This is a genomic window from Pandoraea eparura (genome assembly GCF_902459725.1).
In the GTDB taxonomy this organism is placed as follows: Bacteria; Pseudomonadota; Gammaproteobacteria; order Burkholderiales; family Burkholderiaceae; genus Pandoraea; species Pandoraea eparura.
In genome coordinates this window covers 16,222-29,243 of the sequence record NZ_CABPSH010000014.1, presented here as the reverse complement: position 1 = coordinate 29,243, position 13,022 = coordinate 16,222, and the positions used below count along the sequence as shown (strand labels likewise).

The following is a 13,022-nucleotide window of genomic DNA, read 5'->3' as shown; positions in this document are numbered from 1 at the left end:
ACCCTCCCCGATCAAGGCCGACGTGCGCGGCGCAACACCGAAGTTGCCGGCACGGTCGCATGGCTCACGCGGCGCTTTCTTGCCGACACGTTGCCGCGCCCGGGCGACGACGCTACCGGTGCCGCCAGCATCGACTGATACGTTGCCGCCAGTGCCTCCTGTGTGCTGACCTGCTCGCGCAAACGTGCCACGACCGCATCCTGCAACGCCTTGGCCGCCCGCATCTCGTGCTGCGCTTCGGTCAGCGTCGCCAGACTCGCCTCAGCATCGAGCAACTGGCGCTGCACTTGTTTGCGCTCCTGTTGTAATGACTTGATCGACTCGCGCGCGGCGTCCAGTTCCAGCATCAAGCGGCGCTCGTTCGCTTCGGCACGCTCACCAAGCCGGGTGCGCTCGGCATCCCAATGGGTGCGCTGCGCCGCGTATTCCTCCTGAAGCGCCTGCGTACGCTCGCGCGCCACCGAGAGCGCTTGTCGCGACGCCACCGCATCGGCTTGCGCTTCGATCAGCAACGCCTCGGCGCGCCGTGCCTGCGCCTGCGCTTCCTCCCTCGCCTGGCGAGCGTCCGCCGCCGCCGTCTCGGCAGCGGCAATGCGCTCGTGGAGCACGGCCCGCGCCTGCTCCAGCGCCTCGCGATCCGACGCCAGCTCGGCTTCGCGGGCATCCAGCACCGCGCGCCGCGTCGCTTCGTCCTCCGCAAGAGCGGCACGCCCCTCGGTCAACGCCAGTGCCCACAGATCGAGCGCGGCACGCGCCACCGATTCCGGCATCGCCACGCTGTCGGGCAAACTGGGCGCGACAACCGGTGCGCCCTGCAGACGTGCGCCAAGTCCGGCGAACCACGCGTCCAGATACGGGCTCACGGTATTGGGCGAGCCACGACCCAACTGCTGACGAATGCGTTCTATGGTCGGGCGCTGCCCCGCCATCAGCAAGGTATCTGCCGCCATCCAGACGTCGTGCTCCGAAATGCCTCGCCCACCTTGCCGGGGCAGCGGCGTGGATATGGGGGATGTCATGGGTTGGGACGTCGTCATCGTGGAACGCTCCTGAATATCGAAGGCATTGCCAAATAACCCACGATAATGGAAGATTATCGATAGTTATTTATTACGCAAATTATATTTCACACATATTACATATGAAATCATATGTTTGGTAAGAAAATTGCCTCCGAAGGCTTGCCGCCCCGTGAATCGGCCTCCGCCGCGACATCGGGAAATGCGCTGAACAGCGGTCTGCCCGCCCCGCGCCATCCCGCTACGCTCCACGTCGATGCGCACGACGCTGCGCAAGCGCTCGCCCGGGAGGGTGACTCGCAGAACACGCGGCAGAGTTATCAATCGGCGATGCGCTACTGGATGGGCTGGTATCGGCTGCGGTATGGGCAGGCGCTCGTCGCGCCGCTTCCGCCTGCCGTGATCGTGCAGTTCGTGGTCGATCATGCGCAGCATCAAGGCAAGCACGGTCTCAGAACCGAGATGCCCGATGCCGTCGACGCCGCGCTTGTCGCGCAGGGTCTCAAGGCGCGCCCCGGACCACCGGCGCTCGCCACGCTGCTCCACCGGCTGAGCGTTATCGGCAAGCTGCATACGTCACGCGACCTGCCGAATCCGTGCGCCGAACCCGCGATACGGGAACTGCTGGCCAAGACGCGTCGCGCCTATGCGAAGCGTGGCGTTCGTGCGGCCAAGAAGGCGGCATTGACGCGCGAGCCGTTGCGCGCGCTTTTGGCGACCTGCGACGACACCCTGCGAGGCAAGCGCGATCGCGCGCTGTTGCTGTTCGCCTGGGCGAGCGGCGGGCGCAGACGCTCGGAAGTCGTGCGGGCAACCTGCGAGAACGTCCGGCGCATCGCGCCAGACCGCTACGTCTACACACTTGGCTGGTCGAAGACCAATCAGCAGGGCGCCGACCTTCCCGAAAATGAAAAACCGGTCACGGGGGCGGCGGCCGTCGCGCTCACGGACTGGCTGACGTCGGCGGGTATCGCTCAAGGGGCAATCTTCCGCCGAGTTCGACGCGGCGGGCATGTGGGCGAACCGCTGTCAGAGGCCGCCGTGCGCGACATCGTGCGCGAGCGATGCACGCTCGCTGGTCTCGAGGGCGACTTCTCCGCCCACTCGTTGCGTGCGGGCTTCGTCACCGAAGCCGCGCTTCAGCAAGTGCCGCTGGCGGAGACCATGTCGATGACGGGACACACAAGCGTGGCAACCGTTATCGGCTACTTCCGACGGGCCGACATGCAGCGCTCGCGGGCCGCCGATCTGATGGGCGCCGACGAGGCCGACAACTCACGCGAAGGCACCAACGAGCGCGCGAGTCGAGACGCTTGAGCGCCCCATGACCACCACCTCAGCGACACCTGAGCCTCCGAGCCACTGAGCCACTGAGCCACTGAGCCACTGAGCCACTGAGCCACTGAGCCACTGAGCCACTGAGCCACTGAGCCAATGAGCCAATGAGCCAATGAGTCATTGAGTCATTGAGTCATTGAGTCATTGAGTCATTGAGTCACCCAAGCCACCTGAACCACCTGAACCACCTGAACCACCTGAACCACCTGAGCCCCGCCTCATGATGCGATGCCCCTGCCGACGCCGGGGGTAGCCGACATAAAGATGCATTTAAGTGATATCTTTTGTCGCATCAGGCGTATGCCATAGTGAATCTATCGCTTGCAGCCACTGGTGCGCTCCCCCAACGACTCCATTAAGGTGCAGATCGTCATGCCAAGCTCCCCTGCCTCGCCATCCCGCCATCGTGCACTCGTCGAACGACTGGGCCTGTTGACGCCCATCATCCAGGCCCCGATGGCCGGCACGTCGACACCCGGCCTTGCCGCAGCCGTCTCCAACGCTGGCGGGCTCGGCTCGATCGGTGTCGCCGCGATGCCTGTCGACGCCGCCCGCAAGGCGATCCACGATACGCGCGCCCTGACCCACAAGCCGTTCAACGTCAACGTGTTCTGCCATGCGCCCGCGACGCTCGATGCCGCGCGCGATGCCGCCTGGCTGGCCTATCTGGCCCCGGAGTTCGCGCGTTTCGACGCCGCGCCGCCGGCCACGCTGAGCGAAATCTACAAAAGCTTTGTGGCTGACGGCGCCATGTTCGCCATGCTGCTGGAAGAACGGCCGGCCGTGGTCAGCTTCCATTTCGGGCTGCCCTCGCAGGACAAGATCGATGCGTTGCACGCCGCGGGCATCCTGCTGTTCGCCACGGCGACCAACTTGGCGGAAGCCCGGGCCATCGAGGCGGCGGGGATCGACGCGATCGTCGCGCAAGGGTATGAGGCCGGCGGCCACCGTGGGCGCTTCGAAGACCTTGGCGACCGCGTACCGACCGACGACGAGCAACTGGGCACGCTGGCGCTGGTACGGCTGACCGTGACGCACACGTCGGTGCCGGTGATTGCCGCGGGAGGGATCATGGATGGCGCGGGCATTGCGGCGGTCCTCGCGCTCGGTGCGCAGGCGGCTCAACTCGGGACCGCGTTTGTCGCGTGTCCGGAATCGTCGGCCGATGCCGCCTATCGCGAGCGGCTGACCGGCGGCAACCCGCCGCGTACCGCATTGATTCGTGCAATCTCCGGACGTCCGGCGCGCGGCTTCGTGAATCGGCTGTATGCGCTGGAGCAACCCGCCGAGCGCCCCGACCTGCCCGCCTATCCCGTGACGTACGACGCGGGCAAGGCGCTCAACGCGGCCGCGAAAGCCAAGGGCAACAGCGATTATGCCGCCCAGTGGGCGGGTCAGGCGGCACCGCTCGCGCGTGCCATGCCCGCCGCAGAACTCCTCGGTGTACTGCGCGCAGAACTACGCGAGACGGTCAGCGGGCTGCGCGAACTGGCCGCCACGTCCTGATCACGGCCAGTCCGAGAACGTCAGTGACTGCCGCCCAGGTAGGCGGCACGCACCTTGTCGTCGTTGCGCAGGTTCTCTGCCGGACCGTGCACGGAAATCTGGCCGTTCTCCAGCACGTAGCCGTAGTCGGCCACGGCCAGGGCGGCCGCCGCGAACTGCTCCACGAGCAGCATCGTCACGCCCTCCGCCTTCAGGTTGCTGATGATGCGGAAGACTTCGTCGACCAGGATCGGCGCCAGCCCCATCGACGGCTCGTCGAGCAGCACGATGTCGGGGCGCAACATCACCGCGCGGGCCATGGCGAGCATTTGCTGCTCGCCGCCCGAGAGGGTGCCGGACAACTGATGGCGCCGCTCCTTCAAGCGCGGGAAGAGATCCATCGCGCGCTCCAGATCAGCCGCTACATCGCCGCGCGGCCGGCTGCCCGTCAGGCGCGGGAAGGCGCCCAGGCGCAGATTGTCCATCACCGACATGGTCGAGAACACGCGCCGGCCTTCGGGGGAATGCGCGAGGCCAAGCTTGGCGATGCGATGCGAGTCGAGTCCGTCGATACGCTTGTCGCCGAGCGTGATTTCGCCCGCCGTCGGCTTGATCATGCCGGATACGGCACGCATGGTCGTCGTCTTGCCCGCGCCGTTCGATCCGATGAGCGTGACGACCTGGCCGCTCGGTACATCGATGTCGATGCCGTGCAGCACCTGCACCTTGCCGTAGCCGGCTTGCAGATTACGAATGGAAAGCATAGTGGTTCCGTTTATCCGTCGTGGCTGCGGCGCACACGGGCACTCCTGCGCCATGCGCCGCAAGCGCGAATGTCGTCAGTGCGCCGTCGATGCGCCGCCCAGATACGCCTCGATCACCTTCGGATCTGCCTGGATCTGCGCCGGCAGCCCCTCGGCGATCTTCTGCCCGAAGTCGAGCACGGAGACCGTGTGACACGTGCTCATCACCACATCCATATGGTGCTCGATCAGGATGACCGTGATGCCATGGTCGCGAATCTTGCGAATGATCGTGAGCAATTCGCGAATGTCGGGTGCGGTCAGACCGGCAGCCGGTTCGTCGAGCAGCAGCAGTCGCGGATCCAGCGCCAGCGCGCGCGCGATTTCCAGCAGACGTTGCTTGCCGTAAGGCAGGTTACGCGCCTCTTCGTCAGCCAGCGACGACAGGCCGACGAACTCGAGCAGTCGCATTGCGCGTGAGCGCGCTTGCGCCTCCTCGCGCTTGTAACGCGGCAGGCGCAGCGACACGTCGATCAGCGTCGAGTCGAACGTGTGATGCAAGCCAACGAGAATGTTTTCCAGAGCGGTCATCTCACCGAACAACTGCACGTTCTGGAACGTGCGCGCCACGCCGGCAAGCGCAATTTCCGACGACGAGCGCCCGGCCAGCGACTGACCGGCAAATTCGATGCTGCCCGCGGTCGGCACGTAGATGCCGGTGAGCACGTTCATCATCGTGCTCTTGCCAGACCCGTTCGGGCCAATCAGCCCGTGAATCGTGCCCCGTTTGACGCTCAGATCGACCTGATTGAGCGCTTTCAGGCCGTCGAATTGCATGAGCACCTGACGCACATTGAGCAGTTCGTCCGGACCGCCCGCCGCCGCCGTCAGGACCGGGTCGCGCTCGATGCCGACCGACGCGTCGACTTGCGTGGCCGAGACGGTCGACGCGCGGTGACGATGCAGGATGCGCGAGCGCACGAAGCCGATAATGCCGTCCGGGAGGTAATACACGACGAACAGGATCATCAGACCGAAGATCGTCAGGCGCCAGTCCGTAATGCTGTCGCGCCACCAGGTCACGCCGGCCAGCGCCACCGTGCCGACGATCGGCACCACTGCCTTGGCGAGCGAGGTGCGCGCGCGGGCGACGGCCATCGCCGCCACGACCGTGGTCACGGCGGCGATGGCCGTCGCCACGATCCGGAAGGTGCCGATATCATCCAGCAATTGCGGCAGCAAGACGATGATCGCAGCCCCGAGCAACGCGCCGCTGCGCGTCTTTCGTCCCCCCATGATGACGGCCAGCAGGAACAGGATCGTCAGCTCGAAGTTATACGTATTCGGCGAGATGTACTGCTCCGAGTAGGCATACAGGCTGCCCGCCAGACCGGCGAAGCCGGCACTGATCACGAACGCGTACACCTTGTAGCGATACACGGACACGCCCATGCAGTCCGACGCCACCGGCGAATCGCGCAACGCCTCGAAGGCGCGCCCGAGATGCGACTTGAGAATCCGGTGCGCCACAAGCATGCTCGCCAGCAGCAACGCGGCCACCAGCCAGTAGTACTCGGTCTCATCGATCGGATGCCCCCCTACGAGTGGCTTCGTGAGCGTGATGCCCATTGGCCCGTCGGTCAGGAAGTCCATCTCGTTGATGAGAATCTGGATGATGGTGCCGAACGCAAGCGTCACCATCGCCAGATACGGGCCGATCACGCGCAGCGCGGGCAAGGCGAGTACCGCGCCGAACGCGGCCGTAATCAGGATCGCGGCGGGAAGCGCCAGCCAGAGCGAGAGCCCGAGTTTGGTGAAGAACACGCCCGCCACGTAGGCACCGATGCCGAACAGGCCCGCATGGCCCAGCGACACCTGCCCGGTGTAGCCCACGACGATGTCCAGCCCGAAGAGCAGGATCGCGTAGATCATGATCGTCTCGATCATGTGGATGTAATACGGATTGCCGATGGCCATCGGGAATCCGAACAGCGCAACGATGCCCACGATGGCAGCCAGCTTCGTGGTCACACGCAGGCCGCCGCGATCGCGGGACCCGCGCACGGTGGAGGTCTGTGCGGTCATGGTTACACCTTCTTGATGGCGGTCTTGCCGAACAGGCCCGCCGGCTTCACGGCCAGCACGAGCAGCAGCAATACGAGACCCGGCACATCTTTGTAGCCGGTCGAAATGTAGAACGCGGTCGTCGTCTCCGCAATGCCAAGGAGCAGGCCGCCCACGAGCACGCCCATCCCGCTCGATAGCCCGCCGATAATCGCCACGGCGAACGCCTTGAGGCCGAGCACCGCGCCCATCGTGGCGCCGGTGAGCGTCAGCGGGGCGACGAGCACGCCCGCAAAGGCCGCGGCCATGGACGACAAGGCGTACGAAAAGGTGATCACCAGGCTGGTATTGATGCCCATGAGTCCCGCGGCGTCGCGGTCGTTGGCCGTGGCCACCACCGCCTTGCCGTAGATCGAGCGCCGGTTGAAGAACTCGACGGCGGCCATCATGAGCAGTGCGCCCACCACCACGAGCAGCTCCATCGGCAGCACGTTCGCGCCGAACAGGTGGATCGGCGACTCGGGCAGCGGCGACGGAAATTTCAGGTCGTCGCGTCCCCAGACGTTTTCCGCGACGTTGCGAAAGATGATGCCCAACGCGATCGTGGACATGATCCAGCCGAACTCCGACTTGATTCGCAAGGCGGGCTTCACGCCAATGCGCTCGACGAATGCGCCTTGCACGAGGCCGAACAGGCAGACGATGGGAATCATCAGCCAGTAGTTCAGGCCCAGGGTATCGACCAGCGTCAGGCCGACCAGTGCACCGAGCATCAGCGCTTCGCCTTGCCCGAAATTCAGGGTGCCGGACGTCGCGAACGTCAGTTGGTAACCGAAGGCGATCACGGCGTAGATCATCCCCAGCGCGATACCGCTGTAGATGAGTTGAATCAGGATGGTCATGCGGTCCTCTCTCGCGAGTGCGAGCCTACGAGCGATGCACGGGAGGTATTCGAGACGCGTGCCGCGCGCCGGTCCCGAGTGCCGGCGCGTGGCCCGGATGTGCCGACGGCGCGCCCACTGTGCCCGGACACCCCGTTGCCAGGGCGCCGGAACACCCGCGGCGCGCGCCGTCGGTCACCCGTCATGGCGGCAAGACGCCACCAAAATGCAACGTGACGGAATCGGTGGCTTACCGCGATGCCGTCTTCTCGCGAACCTTGCTTCCCGCCTTCAGGTCGCTGTCGTAGGCATACACGACGCGACCGCCCTTCACTTCCCCCATCACCGGGATATTGGCGGTGATGGCGTCATGGTCGTCATGCGTGAAGGGGTGGTCGTAGGCCGTGACCACGCCGTCGACCGGCGTCTTCAGGTCTTCAAGTGCAGCGCGCACCTTCGGGCCGTCCGTGCTGCCGGCCTGCTTGATGGCCGCAGCCAGCAGGTAGACCGAGTCGTAGCCCTGTGCCGCCGACACCGCCGAGTCGATGCGGTTGTTCTTCGGCTTGAACATGGCCAGGTACGCGTCGATGAAGGCCTTGCGCTTGGGCGTGTTGGGCTCCTGAATGAACGTTTGCGGCATGCGGGCGCCTTCGCCGTTCACGCCCGAGTTGTCGATGTAGTTCGCCATCGCGAGCGTCCAGCTCCCGACCAGCGGCAGCTTCCAGCCGAGCTTGGCCATGCCGTTGGCGATCTGCGCGAGTTCCGGGCCAATGCCGTACGTGAGGATCACGTCGGCACCGGCCTGCTTGGCCTTGAGCAACTGGGCCGTCATGTCGACGTCCTTGATGTTGAACTTCTCTTCGGCCACCGGCTTGATGCCCTTGGCGGCGAGCGCCTTTTCCAGATCCTCGCGTCCGAGCTGACCGTAGTTGGTCGAGTCGGCGAGAATCGCCGGCTTCTTGAAGCCACGGCGCGTAATCGCTTCTTCCACGATCATCGGCGCCTGGATGCTGTCCTTGGCCGAGTTGCGGAAGACATAGTTATCGGCGTACTGAGGCGGTTTGAATTGCTGGGTGATGACCGTACCCGTCGCCACGTTGTTGAACACCGGAATCTTGGCGTCCTGATAGAAACGTTGCGAGGCAAGCGCCACGCCCGTATTGATGAAGCCGACGGTGGCGACCACCTTTTCCTTGTTGATCAGTTCCTGCGCGACTTGCACGCCGCGCTCGTTCTTGGCTTCCTCGTCGCGCTCGACCAGCACGATCTGACGGCCCAGCACGCCGCCCGCCTTGTTGATTTCCGACGCCGCGAGACGCACGCCGTCGCGCATCGAGACGCCCATCGACGACGAGCCGCCGGTAAACGGGCCGGAAACGCCAATCTTGATCGGATCGGCCGCCACGGCCATCGAAGCGGACAGGGCAAACGCCACGGCGCCAGCCATGACCTTGAATCGGAATTGCATAAGGGTCTCCTTCGGTGCGATGCGTTTCGTTATGACGCTTTTCTGCTGCGATTTCCTGATGTCGCAGGCCCTGCCGTTGAACACGCGACTCGCGAGTCATGTCACCTCGCGGCATCCCCCCGGTCTTGTCATTCGTGTCAGGGCGATACCGTACGGGTGCGTGTTGAACGACCAACCTAGCGCGCCGATTATGTGTTCGCTGAGTTTTGCCGGCAAAGGCGGGAATACCCCTACGCAGATGCGGGTTTACGCGCCGCTATCGCCCATTGGCGCGGGTTTCCAAGGGATTTGGTCGTACGCGCCAAGCGCGGCGCGTGTCGGGATATCGGCACGGAGTGCCAAAGAGTTCGACTTGGCGAGCGGGTCGTAAGGTAGGTGTAAGCGATGGCGATTAGTCGCCCGGTGCAATCACTTCGCGCGCGCCGTTTCGCCCCATCGGACTGACGAGGCCGGCCGTCTCCATCTGTTCGATCAGGCGGGCGGCGCGATTGTAGCCGATGCGTAGCTGCCGCTGGACAGCCGAAATCGACGCACGACGGGAATTCAGCACGAATGCCGCCGCGTCGTCATAGAGCGGATCGGACTCCGCATCGCCCGACGACTCGCCAAACAGGTCAGCGGATGCCGCGTCGCTCGGGTCGCCCGCGAGGATCGCGTCGTCGTAGTCAGGCTCGCCGTACTGCTGCCAGTGCTGGACGACACGATGCACCTCGTCGTCGGCGACGAACGCGCCGTGAACCCGCTGCGGATAACCCGTGCCCGGCGGCAGGAACAGCATGTCGCCCTGCCCCAGCAACGACTCTGCGCCCATCTGGTCGAGGATCGTGCGCGAGTCGATCTTCGACGACACCTGAAAGGCCACTCGCGTCGGGATGTTCGCCTTGATGAGCCCTGTAATCACGTCGACCGATGGCCGCTGCGTCGCGAGAATCAGGTGAATGCCCGCCGCGCGCGCCTTCTGCGCGAGCCGCGCGATCAGTTCCTCGATCTTCTTGCCGGCCACCATCATGAGATCCGCCAGCTCGTCGATGATCACGACGATAAACGGCAGGCGATCCAGCGGTTCTGGCGCGTCGGGGGTGAGCGAGAACGGATTGCGCACCTTTTCACCCGCCGCACGTGCGGCGTCGATCTTTTCGTTGTAGCCGGCCAGATTGCGCACACCGAGCGCGGACATCAGCCGGTAACGCTTTTCCATCTCGCCCACGCACCAATTCAGGGCATGCGCTGCCTGCTTCATGTCGGTCACGACCGGGGCCAGCAAATGCGGAATGCCGCCATAAACGGACAACTCCAGCATCTTCGGATCGATCATGATGAGGCGCACGTCGTCCGGGGTCGCCTTATAGAGCAGCGACAGGATCATCGCGTTGACGGCCACCGACTTGCCGGAGCCGGTCGTGCCCGCCACCAGCAGGTGCGGCGCGCGCGCCAGGTCCGTGACGACGGGCTCCCCCGTGATGTCCTTGCCCATGGCGAGCGCGAGGTGCGAGCGATGGCCGTCGAACACGGGGGCCGTCAGGATTTCGGACAGGCGAATCATTTGTCGCTGGGCGTTGGGCAGTTCCAGCCCCATGCACGTCTTGCCGGGAATGGTCTCGACCACGCGGATCGACGTCACGCCCAACGCACGCGCCAGATCCCTCACGAGACCGACGACCTGCGCACCGCGCACCCCGACCGCCGGCTCGACTTCGAAGCGCGTAATGACCGGACCCGCCGACGCGCCCACCACCGTGACCGGCACCTTGAATTCGGCCAGGCGCTGCTCGATCAACTGGCTCACGGCCGCGAGCGTCTCGTCCGAGACGACATTGGCGAGATCTTGCGACGTCGCAGGCGACAACAGATCGAGCGACGGCAGTTCGTAATCGATGACAGCGCGCGGCGGTGCGGGTTCGTAGGGGGTGTCGGCGGAGAACGTGGCGGCACGCGGCGCGGCCGTATTGGGCATGGCGACAGGTGCGGTTACGGCGAACGCCGGAATCGCGGGCTCGGCGATTGTGGGCAACTGCATCGAAGGCGTCGAGCCAAGCGGTGCCGTCAACGACGGGGGGGTATCGACGTGCATCACCCGCGTGTGGTCGGCAAGCGGTTCCCCATCGGCACGCGCCCAAGTGCCGTCGGCACGCAACACGTAGTGCGGCTTCGACGAGGACGCGCTCGCCGCTGACGGGTCGGGCATTTCAACGGGTTCAACGGGTTCAACGGGTTCAACGGGTTCAACGGGTTCAACGGGTTCAACGGGTTCAACGGGTTCAACGCGTTCAACGCGTTCGATATGTTCGATATGTTCGATATGTTCGATAGGGTCCGTAACGGTCGTCGCTTCCGCGGCCACGTGCGCGTCGCCAATGGTCACACTTTCCTGAATATCCATGGCGGTCGCTGGCGAGACCGATGCCAATGCGGAAGCATTGCCGGTCGCTGCCGCGTCCGACGCTGTCCATTGACGCAAGTCGCGAAGCAATGCTTGTGCCTCGTCTCGCAGCACCGCCAACGCCTGCACGCGCGCCTGCTCGGCGGCACGCGCGACCTCCTTCTGGGCCAACACCTCCTGGCTCGGCTCAGACTGCGGCGCTTCAGCCGCGTGCGCCTCGACGTCTTTCGCCGACAAATCGACGGGCGAAAACTCGGAGACGGTGGAGGAAAGCGGTGAGGCCGCGTCGGTCGCGGACCAGGACGCGGCACCCCGCATCAACGGCGCAGCCGGGCGAGCAGCAGCAGCGCCCGACGCCACGACCTTGGCCGTCGGACCGGCGACCGTCTGCGCACCAGCGTTCGTCGAGGATGGCGCCACAACCGGTGCGCCTCGCGGCGGCATATCTTCGAGCCCGAGCTGCGGCTTGCGGAATGGGCTATGCACGATCGTGCCGCGCAGATGGGCGGGGGCCACCCCCACGGGACGGCGATATCCTGACGCGGCCGGCGTCGAGGTCGAGGTGGGGGGCGAGGTCGAGGTGGAGGTCGACATCGGGGTCCGAGTCGGCGTCGATAGATCGACACGCATGGGCGACGTCGCGGGCGTCATGACCTTGGGGGCCATGCCAGGGGCGGCGGGTATGGCCGCACGGACGGACGACGTAGTCGCAGCGGTCCCCGCGGCCTGAATAGTCGCGGTTGATGCGGTTGATGCGATTGATACGGTCGAAGCGGTTGATGCAGTTAATGCGGTTAACGCAGTGGCCGCGGGCGACGCACTCGCACTCGTCGCGCGGGCGCCGGCAGCAGCCATGGTGGCCCCGCCACGTCCGACCGAGCCGCCCTTGCCTGCCGGGCGAATTCGCGTGCCGTTCGCAAACGTCGGCTCGGTGCGCGGCGCCCCGCGAACGGTCAACGGCGGCGGTCGCATGGCGTCGAGTCGCGCGCGCTCCTCATCTGACAGCTTCCAGCGCGGCTGCGCCGCCAGCCCGCGACGGCGCGGCATTGCATCTTCCCTCAGGCTGCCGACATTGTGATGCCCCTGACCGAGCGTCGGTGTGAAGCGCTCGCCACGCTCGCTCGTGTCGAACGACATTTGCGACAGACCTCGCGTCGGCTCACGGGCGGCGCCTTCGAAGCGCGATTCGTGAGCGGGGCCGTCGGCATCGCCATCGGACGATTTGCCGCGCGCGAACAGGCCCCACCAAGTGGTGCCGAAAACCATCGGAAGGGAAACGAGAAGGACGAAGCCCGCCACGCCCATCGCGAGCGTACCGCCCAATGCGACATGCAAGCCATGAGACAGGGATTGGCCGACGCTGCCGCCGGCGGTATTGCCCTCGCCGCCCGTCAGCGCGGCGAGCGTGGCACTCGAGCCCATCGCGAGCGGTATGCCGAGCAACATACGAAGGGTGCCGGGGCCGAAGATGCGTATCTCACCGCCAAGCAGACCCCGCACGCCAGGCCAGCACAACGCCAGCAACCAAAACGTCGACAGTCCGAACCAGCCAAACCCCATAATCGCTCATGCTTCAGGAAAACCCGGAGTGCGATTGTAGCAGGTAGACCACCGCGCAGCGGCCCTCTCGGCAAGGACTTTCGC

The 13,022-nt window shown here is 65.3% G+C and carries 8 protein-coding genes; 2 read left to right on the top strand and 6 right to left on the bottom strand.

What is annotated here, in order from left to right; all coding sequences use genetic code 11:
* Nucleotides 1-11: 11 nt before the first annotated feature.
* Nucleotides 12-1,037 carry a DNA-binding protein gene (locus tag PEP31012_RS20765; protein WP_150591194.1) on the bottom strand — a complete coding sequence of 342 codons (1,026 nt, stop codon included), beginning with the start codon at nt 1,035-1,037 and terminating at the stop codon, nt 12-14.
* Nucleotides 1,038-1,151: 114 nt separating this feature from the next.
* Here PEP31012_RS20765 and PEP31012_RS20760 point away from each other — a divergent pair, with 114 nt between their 5' ends.
* The gene (locus tag PEP31012_RS20760) at nt 1,152-2,336 is read left to right on the top strand and encodes a site-specific integrase (protein WP_246171410.1); all 1,185 of its coding nucleotides are present in this window, start codon (nt 1,152-1,154) and stop codon (nt 2,334-2,336) included.
* 393 nt (nt 2,337-2,729) lie between these two features.
* Complete coding sequence (locus PEP31012_RS20755) at nt 2,730-3,863, top strand: NAD(P)H-dependent flavin oxidoreductase (RefSeq protein WP_150591193.1); 1,134 nt, start codon at nt 2,730-2,732, stop codon at nt 3,861-3,863.
* A 20-nt stretch (nt 3,864-3,883) separates the two neighbouring features.
* Here PEP31012_RS20755 and PEP31012_RS20750 read toward each other — a convergent pair whose 3' ends face one another.
* The 5 genes from PEP31012_RS20750 to PEP31012_RS20730 all read right to left on the bottom strand — a co-directional run bounded on the left by PEP31012_RS20750 (nt 3,884) and on the right by PEP31012_RS20730 (nt 12,938).
* Nucleotides 3,884-4,606, bottom strand: coding sequence for an ABC transporter ATP-binding protein (locus tag PEP31012_RS20750; protein ID WP_150591192.1), 723 nt, complete (start codon nt 4,604-4,606; stop codon nt 3,884-3,886).
* Nucleotides 4,607-4,681: 75 nt separating this feature from the next.
* Nucleotides 4,682-6,670, bottom strand: coding sequence for a branched-chain amino acid ABC transporter ATP-binding protein/permease (locus PEP31012_RS20745; RefSeq protein ID WP_425494980.1), 1,989 nt, complete (start codon nt 6,668-6,670; stop codon nt 4,682-4,684).
* Between the two features lie 2 nt (nt 6,671-6,672).
* A complete protein-coding gene (locus tag PEP31012_RS20740) occupies nt 6,673-7,551 on the bottom strand; it encodes a branched-chain amino acid ABC transporter permease (RefSeq protein ID WP_150591191.1) in 879 nt (292 codons plus the stop codon).
* A gap of 229 nt (nt 7,552-7,780) precedes the next feature.
* Nucleotides 7,781-8,998 (bottom strand): ABC transporter substrate-binding protein, encoded by a 1,218-nt coding sequence (locus PEP31012_RS20735; protein WP_150591190.1) that lies wholly within the window; start codon nt 8,996-8,998, stop codon nt 7,781-7,783.
* 391 nt (nt 8,999-9,389) lie between these two features.
* Nucleotides 9,390-12,938, bottom strand: a complete 3,549-nt coding sequence (locus tag PEP31012_RS20730; protein WP_150591189.1) for an FtsK/SpoIIIE family DNA translocase — start codon at nt 12,936-12,938, stop codon at nt 9,390-9,392.
* Nucleotides 12,939-13,022: the final 84 nt, after the last annotated feature.